This window comes from Mycobacterium sp. ITM-2016-00317, assembly GCF_002968295.1.
Lineage (GTDB): Bacteria > Actinomycetota > Actinomycetes > Mycobacteriales > Mycobacteriaceae > Mycobacterium.
Genome location: NZ_CP134399.1, coordinates 4,121,929 through 4,136,967, shown reverse-complemented (window position 1 = coordinate 4,136,967; position 15,039 = coordinate 4,121,929). Strand labels below are relative to the sequence as shown.

Annotated in this window: 14 protein-coding genes and 1 pseudogene; 7 read left to right on the top strand and 8 right to left on the bottom strand. The window is 69.1% G+C overall.

Translation table 11 applies throughout. The features are described 5' to 3' along the window. Positions 1 to 273 (bottom strand): WhiB family transcriptional regulator, encoded by a 273-nt coding sequence (locus tag C6A87_RS19685; protein WP_311113811.1) that lies wholly within the window; start codon positions 271 to 273, stop codon positions 1 to 3. A 111-nt stretch (positions 274 to 384) separates the two neighbouring features. Between C6A87_RS19685 and C6A87_RS19680 the strand changes: the two genes are divergently transcribed. Further along, positions 385 to 1,008: a TetR/AcrR family transcriptional regulator gene (locus tag C6A87_RS19680; RefSeq protein ID WP_311113810.1), complete on the top strand. Its 624-nt coding sequence runs from the start codon at positions 385 to 387 to the stop codon at positions 1,006 to 1,008. 3 nt (positions 1,009 to 1,011) lie between these two features. Here C6A87_RS19680 and C6A87_RS19675 read toward each other — a convergent pair whose 3' ends face one another. Further along, complete coding sequence (locus C6A87_RS19675) at positions 1,012 to 1,851, bottom strand: helix-turn-helix transcriptional regulator (protein WP_311113809.1); 840 nt, start codon at positions 1,849 to 1,851, stop codon at positions 1,012 to 1,014. A gap of 49 nt (positions 1,852 to 1,900) precedes the next feature. On the opposite strand from C6A87_RS19675, the gene C6A87_RS19670 reads away from it, so the two are divergent. Beyond that, on the top strand, positions 1,901 to 3,163 hold the full coding sequence (locus tag C6A87_RS19670; RefSeq protein ID WP_311113808.1) for an amidohydrolase family protein: 1,263 nt from the start codon (positions 1,901 to 1,903) through the stop codon (positions 3,161 to 3,163). Between the two features lies 1 nt (position 3,164). Here C6A87_RS19670 and C6A87_RS19665 read toward each other — a convergent pair whose 3' ends face one another. After that, positions 3,165 to 4,985 carry a sulfatase-like hydrolase/transferase gene (locus tag C6A87_RS19665; RefSeq protein WP_311113807.1) on the bottom strand — a complete coding sequence of 607 codons (1,821 nt, stop codon included), beginning with the start codon at positions 4,983 to 4,985 and terminating at the stop codon, positions 3,165 to 3,167. An 81-nt stretch (positions 4,986 to 5,066) separates the two neighbouring features. Next, positions 5,067 to 5,636 (bottom strand): TetR/AcrR family transcriptional regulator, encoded by a 570-nt coding sequence (locus tag C6A87_RS19660; protein ID WP_311113806.1) that lies wholly within the window; start codon positions 5,634 to 5,636, stop codon positions 5,067 to 5,069. A 110-nt stretch (positions 5,637 to 5,746) separates the two neighbouring features. Here C6A87_RS19660 and C6A87_RS19655 point away from each other — a divergent pair, with 110 nt between their 5' ends. The 5 genes and pseudogenes from C6A87_RS19655 to C6A87_RS19635 all read left to right on the top strand — a co-directional run bounded on the left by C6A87_RS19655 (position 5,747) and on the right by C6A87_RS19635 (position 11,072). Continuing rightward, positions 5,747 to 6,760, top strand: coding sequence for an NAD-dependent epimerase/dehydratase family protein (locus C6A87_RS19655; RefSeq protein WP_311113805.1), 1,014 nt, complete (start codon positions 5,747 to 5,749; stop codon positions 6,758 to 6,760). Then, positions 6,757 to 8,979, top strand: a complete 2,223-nt coding sequence (locus C6A87_RS19650) for an acyl-CoA dehydrogenase (RefSeq protein WP_311113804.1) — start codon at positions 6,757 to 6,759, stop codon at positions 8,977 to 8,979. The genes C6A87_RS19655 and C6A87_RS19650 overlap by 4 nt, the downstream gene beginning before the upstream one ends. A gap of 33 nt (positions 8,980 to 9,012) precedes the next feature. Then, positions 9,013 to 10,221, top strand: a complete 1,209-nt coding sequence (locus tag C6A87_RS19645; protein WP_311113803.1) for a thiolase family protein — start codon at positions 9,013 to 9,015, stop codon at positions 10,219 to 10,221. A gap of 8 nt (positions 10,222 to 10,229) precedes the next feature. Further along, positions 10,230 to 10,637 (top strand): annotated as a pseudogene (locus C6A87_RS19640) (Zn-ribbon domain-containing OB-fold protein); the annotation flags it as partial. Between the two features lie 21 nt (positions 10,638 to 10,658). Next, positions 10,659 to 11,072 carry a nuclear transport factor 2 family protein gene (locus tag C6A87_RS19635; RefSeq protein WP_311118006.1) on the top strand — a complete coding sequence of 138 codons (414 nt, stop codon included), beginning with the start codon at positions 10,659 to 10,661 and terminating at the stop codon, positions 11,070 to 11,072. 1 nt (position 11,073) lies between these two features. Here C6A87_RS19635 and C6A87_RS19630 read toward each other — a convergent pair whose 3' ends face one another. The 4 genes from C6A87_RS19630 to C6A87_RS19615 are packed head-to-tail and all read right to left on the bottom strand — an operon-like array spanning position 11,074 to position 15,036. Next, entirely contained in the window at positions 11,074 to 12,390 is a 1,317-nt protein-coding gene (locus tag C6A87_RS19630; protein ID WP_311113802.1) for an MFS transporter, read from the bottom strand. Next, positions 12,350 to 13,225: a putative hydro-lyase gene (locus C6A87_RS19625; protein WP_311113801.1), complete on the bottom strand. Its 876-nt coding sequence runs from the start codon at positions 13,223 to 13,225 to the stop codon at positions 12,350 to 12,352. The genes C6A87_RS19630 and C6A87_RS19625 overlap by 41 nt, the downstream gene beginning before the upstream one ends. Before the next feature lie 29 nt (positions 13,226 to 13,254). Further along, positions 13,255 to 14,721: an adenylate/guanylate cyclase domain-containing protein gene (locus C6A87_RS19620; protein WP_311113800.1), complete on the bottom strand. Its 1,467-nt coding sequence runs from the start codon at positions 14,719 to 14,721 to the stop codon at positions 13,255 to 13,257. Positions 14,722 to 14,733: 12 nt separating this feature from the next. Then, complete coding sequence (locus tag C6A87_RS19615) at positions 14,734 to 15,036, bottom strand: hypothetical protein (RefSeq protein WP_311113799.1); 303 nt, start codon at positions 15,034 to 15,036, stop codon at positions 14,734 to 14,736. Positions 15,037 to 15,039: the final 3 nt, after the last annotated feature.

Here is a 15,039-nt window from a genome sequence, read left to right as displayed (position 1 = left end):
TCAACGCCTGGTGGCCGAGAACCCGTGGCGTTCGGCCAGCGATCTCAGCTGCTTGAGCGCGAACTGCCGGTTGCGGCCACCCTCGGGCAGCACGATGCCGGCCCACAACCCCGTAGCACCCGGGGTCACGCAGGCATCCCGTGCGCACTGCCAGCGCCGCGGGCAGGAGCGGCACAGCGACTTGGCGCCTTCATCGGCGGTGACCATCCACCGGTCCGGGTCGCGGGTGCAGGGCGCGGTCCACGCTTCCTCGTCGATGCGTATCGAGTTCACGGACACCTTCCCCTCTGGTAGCGCTCACACACGCAAATACATTTGTACCGTAGGAGCAATACCGCCGTATTGTCGACTTCGCTGGTTCGGGTGTTGTCTACGGTGAACACTGTGGTGTCAGAGGAAGAGGCCGGCGTAGCGGAACCGCGCAACATCGAGCGAATCCGAGCGGCCGCTCTGCGCAGCCTGGCCGCAAACGGCGCCGCAGGAACCACGATGCGGGGTGTTGCGGCGGCGGCCGGGGTGTCCCTAGGACTGGTCCAGCACCACTTCGTGACCAAGGCCGGCCTGATCAAGGCCGTCGACGAGTACGTGTTGGAGTTGACCACGTCGACGATGTCCAGGCCACTCTCCGAGCCACCGGTCGACTCCGTCGCCGAGATCGGCGATCGGGTCAGCAACCTGTTCACCGAGGAGCCCGATGTCGCTGCCTACGTAGGCCGCGCGCTGGTCGACGGCAGTCCGCTCGGGGCCGAGATCTTCGACACATTGTTCGCGGTCGGCGTGGCCCGCTGGCAGCGACGCAAAGAGCGTGGCGAGCTCCGCCCGGACGTCGACGTCACCTGGGCCGCGATCAACGCGATGGTCCTGGCTCTCGGCGCCATCAGTCTGCGGCCGCATCTGGACCGGCACCTGGCCGAGCCGCTCATCTCGCCACCTCAGCTGCAGCGGTGGCAGACCGCGGTGGACATGCTGCTCCGGGAGGGGCTGTTACGCCGTCCGGAGTCCGACTGACGTTCAGGACGCGTCGGCGACCCTCTTGCGGTAAGCCGACGGCGTCTCACCACAGAACTGGGTGAAGGCGCGCGTGAACGAGCTGACGCTGTCGAACCCGACCGCGGTCGCCGTCTCCTGAACCGTCTGCGCCGGACCGGCCAGCAGCGCCATCGCGCGCAGCATTCGGGCATGTAGAAGGTAAGTGCGCCAAGATATTCCGAGCGAATCGGCGAACAGTCGACGCAGAGTGCGCTCGGACACCGACACGGCGCGGCTGACGTCGGCACACGTCGCGGCGTCGAGATGGTTCTTGGTGTAGGCCATCGCCGCGGCGACGATCGGGTGATCCGAGGTGGGCAGGCTCAGCGGCGCTTCGTGGTCGAGCGCTTCGCACACCAGCACCGCCAGTGTCCGGAAGAAGCCGTCGGAGATCTCGTCGCCGACGTGCCGTTCGATCGGCCAGCGCAGCGCGTAGATCATCATCTCCCGGATCAACGGCGACACTGCCAGGATCCGCGCGCGGTCGCCGCCGTCGGGGATCAGGGCGCGGTCGAACATCACCGCCACCGTCTTGACGTCGGGGTTCATCACCGCCTGATGTTCGAGTCCGGCTGGAATCCACGCAGCCTGCTGCGGGGGCAGCAGGTAGTGCGCGGAGTCGGTCTCCACCTCGACGACACCGTGCAGCGCGTACTCGATCTGGTGCACGTCGTGCGAATGCCAACCGGTGATCAGCGCGTCGCCCTCGTACAGATAGCTGCCGCCGAGCGCTTGGCCGCCGCGGCGCAGGTCGATTACCCGGCGATGCGGGAGGTCGGCCGCTGCGGACAAGAGTCTGTCCGAAGATGCAGAGACGGTCACGCATGCAGACGGTACTACTTGAGGGAAGCAGGCGGACGCGAGGAGAGACATGAACACAGACGACCTGATCCTGGTGAGCATCGACGACCACGTGGTGGAACCGCCGGACATGTTCCTGCGCCACGTCCCCGCCAAGTACCGGGACGAGGCGCCGATCGTCGTCACCGACGAAAAGGGCGTCGATCAGTGGATGTACCAGGGCAGGCCGCAGGGGGTCAGCGGTCTGAACGCCGTGGTGTCGTGGCCGGCCGAGGAGTGGGGTCGCGACCCCGCAGGCTTCGCCGAGATGCGTCCCGGGGTGTACGACGTGCACGAGCGGGTGCGCGACATGAACCGCAACGGCATCCTGGCCTCGATGTGCTTCCCGACCTTTACCGGATTCAGCGCGCGGCACCTCAACATGACCCGCGAGGACATCACCCTGGTGATGGTGTCGGCCTACAACGACTGGCACATCGACGAGTGGGCCGGCACCTACCCGGACCGTTTCATCCCGATCGCGATCCTGCCGACGTGGAATCCCGAGGCGATGTGCGACGAGATCCGCCGTGTCGCGGCCAAGGGGTGCCGCGCGGTGACCATGCCGGAACTGCCGCACCTGGAAGGACTTCCGAGTTACCACGACGACGAGTACTGGGGCCCGGTGTTCCGCACTCTGTCGGAGGAGAACGTGGTGATGTGCCTGCACATCGGCACGGGCTTCGGCGCGATCAGCATGGCGCCGAACGCCCCCATCGACAATCTGATCATCCTGGCCACCCAGGTGTCGGCGATGTGCGCGCAGGACCTGTTGTGGGGCCCGGCGATGCGCAACTACCCGGACCTGAAGTTCGCGTTCTCCGAAGGTGGCATCGGCTGGATCCCGTTCTATCTGGACCGCAGCGACCGGCACTACACGAACCAGAAGTGGCTGCGCCGCGACTTCGGTGACAAGCTGCCCAGCGACGTGTTCCGCGAGCATTCGCTGGCCTGCTACGTCACCGACAAGACCTCGCTGAAGCTGCGGCACGAGATCGGCATCGACATCATCGCCTGGGAGTGCGACTACCCGCACTCGGACTGCTTCTGGCCCGACGCACCGGAGAAGGTGCACGCCGAACTGCTCGGCGCCGGCGCCTCGGACTCCGACATCAACAAGATCACCTGGGAGAATTCCTGCCGGTTCTTCGGCTGGGACCCGTTCAAGCTGACACCCAAGGACCAGGCCACCGTCGGCGCGTTGCGCGTCAAGGGCGCCGACGTGGACGTGTCGATCCGGCCGCGTGCCGAGTGGGCCCGGCTCTACGACGAGAAGCGTTTCGCCAGCGCGTGATTCAGCCCAGCAGCCGCCGCAACGCACGCATCGGCGATCGCCGTGCCGGTTGCGGCGGCTGACGGCGGACGTACGGCCACGGCCTGTTGCGCTCCGGAACGGCTTCGGCGCGCACATGTTTCAGGCGGGTCCGCAGATGCGCGCGCAGTTCCCGCAGTTGCGGATCGGTCCACCTGTTGTGCGCTTCGGTCGGATCGGCGCTGAGGTCGTAGAGCTCCCACTGGTCATCGAGCGGATCGGTCCGGTAGGTGGCTCCGCCGATGCCGTCGGAGTCCAGGTTCCGCACGCCGGGTTCGGTCCAGGTGCCCGGATCGTCGAACGAGCGCACCAGCTTCCACATGTGCCCGCGCCCGCCCGCCGTGCCCGCCGCGACCCGCGTGACCAGCCCCTCGAAGTTGGCGCCGGTGTGCGCCGGGATCCGGATGCGCAGCGGCGCGGGGACTTTCGAGGTCAACTTCAGGGAGCGCGCCAGACCTGAAGCGCCGGTGTCGCCTTCGAGCACGTTGTCGCGGGTCATCAGATACACCGAACGGTCGTCGTCGGCGTGGCCGCCGTCGACGACCGGCATCAGATCCCGACCGGGCAGCGGGTGTACCTCGGAGAACGTCTGCGCCAGCGCGGCGGCGGTCGCGTCGAGGTCGACACCGGCCGCCGCGAGGACGGTCGGCACGACGTCGACGTGCGATGTCGGCGCGGTGACGGTGCGCGGCGTGGTGGGGCGGCTGCCGACCCGGGCGATGACGAACGGGACGCGGGTGGCCTCGTCGTAGAGGTTGAACCACTTCTGATGCAGGCCGCCGTGGGCGCCGAGAAGGTCGCCGTGGTCGGCGGTGCGCACCAGCACGGTGTCGTCGGGTCCGGCGCCGGTGCCGCCCTCGGTGACCGCGCGCCGAACCCGGTCGATCGGCGTGTCCACCTCGGCGTGGAGCCGGTAGTACAGGTCGCGGTAGCGCTGGGCGTGGCGCCGGTAGGTCCGTTCGACGAACCTCGCCGGGCCGTAAGCGGAGTAGTAGGCGTCGCGGAACGCGCTCTGCGCAGCGGGTTTGGTGGACAGATCCTCGTCGGCGGTCGGTGCGGCCGGCACCGGGGGAGGATCCAGCGGGGATGCGGGCAACGGGTTACGCCGTGCCCAGGCCGGGAACAGCACGATGTCGTGCGGATTGACGAAGCTCGCCACCAGCAGGAAGGGGCGCATCGCGGCGGGGTCACCGGCGCGTCGGCGTGCGTAGCGGTCGTCGAGCCACGCGACCACCCGGTCGGCGATCAGCGGATCGCGCCGTATCCCGGCGTCGGAGAGCTTGGCGCCGTGCGGTTCCGGTCCGACCCAGCCCGAGAAGCCGTACCGGGCAAGGGCATCCGCGTCGCGATACCGGCGCACGGCGGCATGGTCGACCACCCCGCGGTCGTCGTTGGTGGCCAGCGCCTGCCCGGTGCCCGGGTCGGTCAGATCGGCGTGGGAGATGTGCCACTTGCCGTCGTAGTGGGTGTCGTAGCCCGCGGCGCGCATCCAGTTGCCCAGCGTCGGCACCTCGCCGGGGCGCAGCCACCGCAGGCGGGAATCGTCGTAGGCCTTGCCCAGACCGTCGGTCTGCGTCACGCCGTGCAGGTCGGGATACTGGCCCGTGAACAGGGTGGGCCGGGACGGCACACAGGCGAGTGAACCGGTGTAGTGGCGGGCGAAGCTGACCCCGTTGTCGTCGAACCAGTTCCTGCCGACCAGTGTGCGGCGCCGCCAGGCGCGGACCGCATCGGATTCGTAGGGCGGTGCCGCCCGTTCCTCGTCGGTCATGATGATGACGATGTCGGGCCTTGCGTCGCTCATGGCTTTCCTTTCACGCGGTCACCGTAGCCGGGCGGTGCCGGGTTTCCCGCCGAAGCGCTCATCGTCGCCGGCGTTGACCGCTCATCTCGGGGTGTCGAGCACGGTGCGGGTGATCGACTCGGCGCGGTGGGGCGGGAAGGAACGGCCCTCACCGAGGATCGCGTAGACGATGCCGCCGACGATCGCGTCGGCGGCGTCCCGGGCAGCGTCGACGGGAAAGCCGGCGGCTGCCAAGCGGTTCTGCACCGAGTCGTGCAGCGGCAGGCTGAAGCCGGTCCGCAGCCGGGCCGCGGTGTCCGGATTCTCCATGCCCGCGGTGGTCAGGATGCGCAGCATCGCGTTGCCGCGCGGCGTGGTCAACGCCGACGCCAGGGTGATCGCCCACGCAGACACGTCGGCGACCACGTCGCCGGTGTGGTCGACGGGCCGCAGGATGCGGTCGGCGTCTTCGAGGAGGACGTCGGCGACGAGCGCGTGCCGGCTCGGCCACCAGCGGTAGATGGTCTGCTTGCCGACACCTGCCCGGGCGGCGACCGCCTCAATGGTGAGCTTGTCGAAGCCCCGCTCCATCAGCAGTCGGCGGGTGGCGTCGATGATGGCCACGCGGGACTTCTCGCTGCGCCTGCGCGGCGTCGCGGTCTCGGCGGCCATCAGCAGCGTCCGGCCTGCTTTACACGGTGGGGCATCGCCCGTAGTGTGCCACAAGACGAGACGTTGCGTCTCGTTTGACGGTTGTGGAGGAGAGCCGGGGTGGGGCGGTAATGGCGGGTACCAAGCTGGTGATCGGCGCCAGCGGCTTCCTCGGGTCACATGTCACCAGGCAGTTGGTCGCCGACGGCGAAGACGACGTGCGGGTGATGATCCGCACCACCAGCTCGACCCGCGGGATCGACGGGCTCCCCGTCGAGATCCACTACGGCGACATCTTCGACACCGAGGCGTTGCGTATCGCGATGTCCGGCTGCGACGTCGTCTACTACTGCGTCGTCGACGCCCGTCCCTGGCTGCGCGACCCCGGGCCCATGTGGCGGACCAACGTCGACGGACTGCGCAACGTCCTCGACGTGGCCGCAGACGCCGGCCTTGACCGTTTCGTCTTCACCAGCTCGATAGCGACGATCGGTCTGGCCGACGGCGGTCTGGCCGACGAGGGCACCGCGCACCACTGGATAGACCAGGGTGGGGCCTATGTCCGGTCCCGGGTGCAGGCCGAGGAGATGGTGCTGCGGTACTGCGCCGAGAAGGATCTGCCTGCGGTCGCGATGTGCGTGGCCAACACCTATGGCCCCGGTGACTTCCTGCCGACTCCGCACGGTGGGATGCTCGCCGCCGCGGTGCGGGGCAAGCTGCCGTTCTCCATCGACGGCTACGCGGCCGAGGTGGTCGGCATCGAGGACGCGGCGCGGGCGCTGATCCTGGCCGGGCAGCGCGGACGGGTGGGGCAGCGCTACATCGTCAGCGAGCGATTCATGAGTACCCGCGAGCTCCACGAGATCGGTTGCGCCGCCGTCGGAGTCGCGCCGCCGAAGTTCGGCGTGCCGATCGGCCTGATGTCTGCGGCCGGGTATGCGAGCGAGGCCGTGGCCCGGCTGCGGGGCAGGGACACCATGCTGACGCCGCTGAACATCCGGCTCATGCACATCATGTCGCCGATGGACCATTCCAAGGCGGTGCGGGAGCTCGGATGGCAGCCGCGGCCGATCGCTGAGGCGGTCGTGGCGGCCGCGCACTTCTTCCGCGACCGGCGACAGCGCGCGGCCGAAGGAGCCAGATGAGCATCGGCCTGACCCCCGAGCAGGAAGAGCTGAGCAGCGCCGTCACCCGGTTCGCCGCGCGGCACGCGCCGATCGACAAGACCCGTGGGTCGTTCGACGCGTTGGCCGCCGGAGAGCTTCCGCCCTGGTGGGATCAGTTCGTCGCCAACGGCTTCCACGCCGTGCACCTGCCCGAGGAGACGGGTGGGCAGGGCGGCACGCTGACCGACACCGCATGCGTGGTCGAGGCCGCGGCACTCGCGCTGATCCCGGGTCCGGTGCTGCCGACGGTGACCGCGAGCGCGGTCGCGCTGCTGGCCGACCCCACAGCGGCCCGGCAGTCTCTGCTCGGCATACTCGCCGAGGGCGCGCCCGCGGCGGTGATCCTGCCCGGGGACAACGAGTTCCAGGCTGTCCGGACCTCGGACGGCTGGCAGGTCAGCGGTTCCTGTGCCCCCGCCCTCGGCGCCCGCTCGGCCCGCACGGTCATCGCCGCCACACGCGCAGGCGACGACCTGGTGTGGTTCGCGATCGACCCGTCGCGGCCGGGGGTGGAGGTCCAGACCCGCCTGGGCACCGACCGGACCGTCGACGTCGCGGTGGTGCATCTCGACGGATACCGGTGCGCCGACGGCGAGGTGTTGACCGGCGTCGACGAGGAGCGGGCCCGCTGTGTCGCGATCGCGCTGGCGGCCAGTGCGTCCGCCGGTGTCGTGCGCTGGTGCGTGCGGGCGATCACCGACCACCTGCGCACCCGCGAGCAGTTCGGCCGTCCGATCGGGACGTTCCAGGCGCTGCAGCATCAGGCCGCGATGCTGCTGGTGCACAGCGAACTGGCCACCTCGGCGGCATGGGACGCGGTCCGGTCGGCCTCCGAGGACCTGGCGCAGCACCGCATCGCCACCTGGGGTTCGGCACTGATGGCGATCTCGCCGGCCCCCGACCTGGTCCTCGACACCCTGACCATGTTCGGCGCCATCGGCTACACGTGGGAACACGACCTGCACCTGTACTGGCGCAAGGCCACCAGCCTGGCCGCGTCGATCGGACCGGCAGGCGATTACGCCGAGGCACTCGGTGAGCTCACCCGCACGCAGAGCCGGGACGTCTCGGTCAAGCTCGGGGACCTGGACGCCGAGTTCCGGCGCGCCGTGGCAACGACTCTGGATGAGGCGGAGGCCCTGCGCAACGACAAGCCGGGGCGCCAGGGCGACTACGAGAATCTCGCCACCGGCCCGCAACGGACACTGCTGGCCGAGGCCGGCCTGATCGCCCCGCACTGGCCCAGGCCGTGGGGAGTGGAGGCCACCCAACGCCAGCTGTTGATCCTCGACGAGGAATTCGCCAGACGGCCCGGTCTGGTCCGGCCGTCGCTCGGCATCGCCGAGTGGATCCTGCCCGCACTGATCAGCTCGGCGCCCGACCACGTCCAGCAGCGACTCATCCCGCCGACCCAACGCGGCGAACTCGGCTGGTGCCAGCTGTTCAGCGAGCCCGGTGCGGGTTCGGACCTGGCGTCGCTGACGACCCGGGCGACCAAGGTCGACGGCGGCTGGCGGATCAACGGCCACAAGATCTGGACGTCGTCGGCGCACACCGCCGACTACGGGGCGCTGCTGGCGCGCACCGATCCCGACGCGGCCAAGCACCGCGGCCTCGGCTACTTCGTCATCGACATGACCTCCGAAGGTATCGAGCTGCAACCGATCCGACAGGCCACCGGGGAGGCGCACTTCAACGAGGTGTTCCTGACCGACGTGTTCGTGCCGGACGAGCTGCTGCTCGGCGGGCCGACCGACGGGTGGAACCTGGCCATTGCGACGATGGCGCAGGAGCGGGTGGCCATCAGCGGCTACGTCAACTTCGACCGGGCCGGCATCCTGCGCGCCCTGGCCGCCGCGCAGCGTCGGGACCGGGCCCGGGTGCTGGCCGCCCTCGGGGAGGCCGACGCGTACGCCAACGCCATCAAGGTGCTGGCCCTGCGCGAGGTCATGCGTCTGCTCGACGGGCAGGCCGCGGGCCCGGCGTCGAGTATCGCCAAGGTGGCGATGAACGTGATGCTGCGCCGCATCTTCGCCGCGACGCTGGCGCTCAGCGCGCCCGCGGCGCTGGTCGAGGACTCCGACCCGACGGTCGTCGAACCGTACTTCCACCTGCCCGCCGAACTGATCGGTGGCGGTACCAAGGAGATTCAGCTCAACATCATCGCCCAGATGATTCTCGGGCTGCCCCGCGCGTAAGCGTTGTGGGACAACGACGTAAAGGAGACGCCCATGGGGCTGCGCGGTGACGCCGCGATCGTCGGATTCGTGGAACTGCCGCCCGAGCGGCTCAACCAGGCCACTCCGGCGCCGTTCATGCTGGAGCAGTGGGCCGAGCTCGCCGCCGCGGCGCTCGACGATGCCGGGCTGTCCGGTGAGTCGGTCGACGGCCTGGTCACCACCCACGTGAGCGAGTCGGAGATCTTCGTCCCGTCCACGGTGGCCGAATACCTCGGTGTGCGTGCGAACTTCGCTGAGATGGTCGACCTCGGCGGCGCCAGTGCGGTGGGCATGGTGTGGCGGGCGGCCGCGGCGATCGAACTCGGCATCTGCGATGTGGTGCTGTGCGCGATCCCGGCCCGCTACCTGACCCCGACGTCGGCGAAGAAACCCAAGCCGTTCGTGGACGCGATGTTCTTCGGCGCGTCGAGCAACCAGTTCGGTTCTCCGCAGGCCGAATTCGAGATCCCCTACGGAAATCTCGGCCAGAATGGACCCTACGGTCAGGTGGCGCAGAGGTACGCGTCGGTGTACGGCTACGACGAGCGCGCGATGGCCAAGATCGTGGTGGATCAGCGGGTCAACGCCAACCACACCGACGGGGCGATCTGGAAGGACAAGCCGCTCAGCATCGAGGACGTGCTGGCCAGCCCGGTGATCGCCGATCCGCTGCACATGCTCGAGATCGTGATGCCGTGTCTCGGCGGCGCCGCGGTGGTGGTGGCGAGTGCGGACGTGGCCGCGCGAGCCAGGAACCGTCCGGTGTGGATCAAGGGATTCGGCGAGCAGGTGCCCTACAAGACCCCCACCTACGCCGAGGACCTACTGCAGACACCGATCATCCGGGCCGCCGACACCGCGTTCGCGATGTCGGGTCTGAGTCGGCAACAGATGGACATGGTGTCGATCTACGACTGCTACACGATCACCGTGCTGTTGAGCCTGGAGGACGCCGGTTTCTGCGAGAAGGGCAAGGGCATGGAGTTCGTCTCCGAGCATGATCTGACCTTCCGCGGCGACTTTCCGCTGAACACCGCGGGCGGGCAACTCGGTTACGGTCAGGCCGGGAACGCGGGCGGCATGCATCACGTCTGCGATGCGGCCCGCCAGATCATGGGGCGGGCCGGCGACGCCCAGGTCGCTGCGTGCGACCGGGCGTTCGTGTCCGGCAACGGCGGCATTCTGTCCGAACAGACCACGCTCGTGCTGGAAGGGGACTGACGATGAGCATGCCCACCTTCGAACGGCCGATGCCGGTGAAAACCCCGACCACGGCACCGTTCTGGGATGCCCTCGCCGAACACCGGGTGGTGATCCAGTACTCGCCCTCGGCACAGTCCTACGTGTTCTATCCGCGGGTGCGCGCACCGCGCACGCTGGCCGACGACCTGCAGTGGCGGGAGATCTCGGGCATGGGCACGCTGTATTCGTTCACCGTGGCGCGGCGGCCGGTCGGCCCGCATTTCGCCGGTGCGGTACCACAGTTGCTGGCGATCGTCGAGTGGGACGAGGGTCCCCGGTTCTCCACCGAGCTGGTCAATGTCGAACCGGCGGACGTCACGATCGGAATGCGGGTCAGCCCGGTGTTCTGCGACTACCCGGAGCACGAGGTGACGATGCTGCGTTACGAGCGCGCGGCACGCCAACGGGGACAACCTATGACCGCCCACGAGGACCGCGCACAGATCAGCGACGTGCTGGTGCGGTATGCCACCGGCATCGACAGTCGCGACTGGCCGTTGTTCCGCACCGTGTTCACCGAGGACTGCGAGCTCGACTACGGGGAGATCGGCACGTTCGTCGGAGCGGACACCGTCGTGCAGTTCATGGCCGACACCCACCAGATGGCCGGTCACACACTGCACCGGATCACCAACCAGGCCGTCGACGTGGACGGCGACACCGCCACCGCTCGTGCCTATGTCGACGCGCTGATCATGGCACCGGACAACGCATCCGGGGTCAACGCCGTCGGCTTCTATGACGACGAGCTGTCGCGCACGGACACGGGCTGGCGGATCAGGCGCCGCCGTTTCACCGTGGTGTTGATGCGGCTGGTCGGCTCGGGGTGACTCAGTCCGACACCAGTTTTCGCAGCGGCTTGCGCGCGGTCTCCCGCATGGTGAGCACGGTCAGGAACGTGATGACGGCCGCGGCGATCACGTAGTACGCCGGCGCGAGGTCGTTTCCGGTCCGCGACACCAACCACGTCGCGACGTACGGGGCGGTGCCGCCGAACACCGCCACCGACACGTTGTATCCGATTGAGTAGCCGCTGGAGCGCACCCGGGTGGCGAACAGTTCGGCGCCCGCGGCCAGGGAGGCGCACACGAACACCGATTCGATCGCGGCCAGGCCCGCGTGGGCGGCGATCGCCGCAGGCAGCGATCCGGTGTTGAGCAGCAGGAACAGCGGATAGGAGAACAGTGCGAACGCGATCGACCCGGTCAGCAGAAGCGGTTTGCGCCCGATCCGGTCGGACAATGCACCCAGTGGCGGGATGAGCACGATACCGACCAGGCTCGCGACGGTGATCGAGAAAAACGCGTCGGTCTTGGTGAAGCCCAGCGTCTCGGTGAAATAGCTCGGCAGGAACGTGTACACGAGATAGAAGCCGACGTTGTGGACGACGACCAGGCCGATGATCTGCAGGATCGGCCGCCAGGACGTGGTGACGGCCTCCTTCAGCGGTGAGGTCGACACCTCGCCGGCCTCGCGCAGCGCCTCGAACTCTGGGGTGTCATTCAGGCGCAGCCGAATGTAGAGGCCCACCACGCCCAGGAGGCCGGCGATCAGGAACGGGATCCGCCAGCCGTAGCTGTCCATCGCCGACTCCGACAGCAACGTCTCCAGGGCGGTGACCGTCAGCGACCCGAGCAGGAAGCCGACGACAACCGACCAGACCAGGAACGACACCACGAAGCCACGGTGCCTGTCGGAGGCGTACTCGGCCAGAAAGCAGGCGCCGCTGCCGTACTCGCCCCCTGCGGAGAAGCCCTGCAGGCACCGCATGAGCAGCAGCAGGATCGGGGCCAACACGCCGATCGAGTCGTAACTCGGGATCAGGCCGATCGCCAGCGTGGACGCCGACATCAGCAGGATCACCAACGCGAGCACCTTCTGGCGGCCGATGCGGTCGGCCAGCGGCCCGAAGAAGAACCCGCCCAGCGGTCGCATGAAGAACGCGGCCGCGAAGATCGCGAAGGTGCTCAGCAGCGCCGCTGTCTCGTCACCGGGCGGGAAGAACTTGGCCGCGATGTAGGTGGCCAAGAACCCGTAGATCGCGAAGTCGAACCATTCGACGGCGTTGCCGATGGCCGCGGCGCGGACGGCCTGGGCGACGGAGCCCTCACCCTTGGCGGTGGGTCGGGTCTTCTGCTCGACGTTCACCGGTGTCCTCCTGGAGCTGATCGATGTCTTCGCTCGCGGCACTGTCGTAGTGCCCGTGCATCCGGTCGGTGATGAACATGTGTCCCGGCGCGTGAAAGATGGCCACCGGCATCCTCGCCCGCTGCGCCGCGACCTGTGGCGTGACACCGCACGCCCAGAAGACCGGCACGTCGCCGTCGGCCAGGGTCACCGCGTCGCCGAAGTCCGGTGCGGTGAGGTCGGCGATGCCGAGCGCGGCGGGATCGCCGATGTGCACGGGACGTCCGTGCATCGCGGGGAAGCGTGCGGTGACCTCGATCGCACGCTCGACGTCGCGCCGGGGTAGCGGCCGCATCGAGACGACCATCGGTCCGTCGAACGGCCCGGCGGCCCGGCACGGCCGGTCGGTGACGTACATCGGGACGTTGACCCCCTGCGCCTGATGCCTCAACGGCAGTCCCGCTGCGGCCAAGGCCCATTCGAACGTGAACGAGCACCCGAGCAGGAACGCCACCAGGTCGGGCCGCCAGTACGGGGTGATGTCGGTGGGTTCGTCGGTGCACATGCCTTTGTGCAGCACCCGGTAGCGCGGGAGGTCGGTGCGGATGTCGGCGTCCGCGGCGAGGCCGGCGGGCCGCGGTGAGCCGGTGTCGGTCACCTCCAGCAGGGGGCAGGGCACCGGATTGCGCACGCAGAACCGCAGGAAATCCACCGCGTACGCCTCGGGCAGCACCACCAGGTTGGCCTGCGCGTACCCGGGGGCCAGGCCGCTGGTGGGGCCGGTGTGGGTGCCCGCCCGGATCGCGGCGCGCGCGGCAGCAACGGGCGTCGTGTGTACTGCCGCTGCAGAACGCATGCGTGTGCATTCCCGCTCGGGGTCGCGGCCTAACGTCGTAACGGCGTCGAGATCGCGGTGGCGTCGGAGCGTCCGCGCAGCGTGACCTCGCCTTCGGGAGACCACAGTCGCTGCTCGGCAGGGGCGGCCCGGTCCAGCGCCGCACCCGACGACAGGGTTCGCCCGGCGAACTCCTTGGCGCAGTCGGCCAGCCGGGCGGCCTCGTTGACGGCGTCGCCGACCACCGTGTACTCGTAGCGGTTGTGGGCGCCGATGTTGCCGGCGAACACCGGCCCGGCCGACACGCCGATGCCGAAATCCACTGGTAGTCGGCGGAGGTGCGCACCCAGCGCGCGGGCGGTGGACAGTGCTGCCGAGGCCGGGTCGTCGATGCGCAGCGGCGCGCCGAACACCGCCAGCGCGGCGTCGCCCTGGAACTTGTTGACCAGACCGTGCCGCCGGTCGACCTCGGCGACGACGATCTGGAAGAACTCGTTGAGGATGCCTGCGACCTCGTGGGGCTCCCGTTCGGTCGCCAGCCGGGTCGAGCCCACCAGGTCGATGAACAGGATCGCGATGTCGCGTTCGTCGCCGGCCGCCGCGTCACTGTGTGCGGTGGACTGCTCGACCGCCCGCCGGGCGACCTCCTCACCGACGTGGCGGCCGAAGAGGTCGCGCAGCCTGTCGCGCTCCCGCAGGCCCGCCACCATCCGGTTGAAACCGCTTTGCAGCCGGCCGATCTCGGACCACTCGTAAACCTCGATGCTGCGGTCGATCTCGCCCTTCTCGACGTCGGCCATCGCGTCGACCACCTGGTCGACCGGATCGGAGATCGACATCGCCACCAGCAGCATCGAGCGCAGGCCGAGCACCACGGCCACCAGCGCCAGCACCAGCAGCGCGAGCTCGATCGGCGACGACTCGTCGAGCAGCCAGTGCTGGGACCGCAGGATCAGCAGCACGGCGATCGTCGAGCCGGGCAGCGCGGTGCAGACCACCCACATGATCAGCAGCCGGGCCCGCACGCCGGGGGCCGCCGGACGGTCAGCGTCGGCGGGCACCGCGGCCCGCAGCGGCCGCAGCGTGCGCAGGGTAAACAGGAAGCCGGTGCTCACGGTGGCGATCGCGCCGAACGCCAGCGCGGTGGTGAGCACGACGAAGACCGGCGCCGGGGCGTCCAGATTCAACGGGACCAGGATCGCGGCGGTGAGCAGCCACGGCGCGAGCGTGATGACGGCCTGGCGGCGGGTGATCCGGGCCGTCGACCGGATCTCGGCGGGGGTCGGGTGGCGGCCGGACGTCGACCAGCGCAGCGACGGCCGGACGATGAGCACGGCGCCGAGCGCCACGGTGACGGTACCGACGGAGCTGACGACGGCCAGGGTGATGACGTTGCCCGCGGTGAGAACGTCACGGCCGGCGAGCGCGACGACGATCGCGACGACTTCGCCGACGGTCAGCAGGTAGGCCGACGTCAGTCCTGCGGCGTATTTGCCGAGTAGGCGGCGTGGCCTCACCCGGCGACGGTATCAGTCGCTGGCGGGCAGCGGCTTGGCCTCTTTGAGCGCCAACGGGGTAGAGCCGATGCTGAGTGTGCCCTTGCCGGCCTTGGTGACGAGCACCTCGGCGCCGGATTCGTCGACGTAGCGTTTGCCCATCAGATTGCCGTCGGCCAGCCCGTCGTCGAGCGAGAGGTTGCCGTCGACGGCGTCGCCGACAGGAACCATCGCCGCTCCACCGGCGCGCAGGTCGTCGAGGCTGTCGCTGCTGCGGACCACGATCACCTGGGTGTCGCAGACCTGGCTCTGCAGTCGGGTGCCGTTCTTGATCATGCA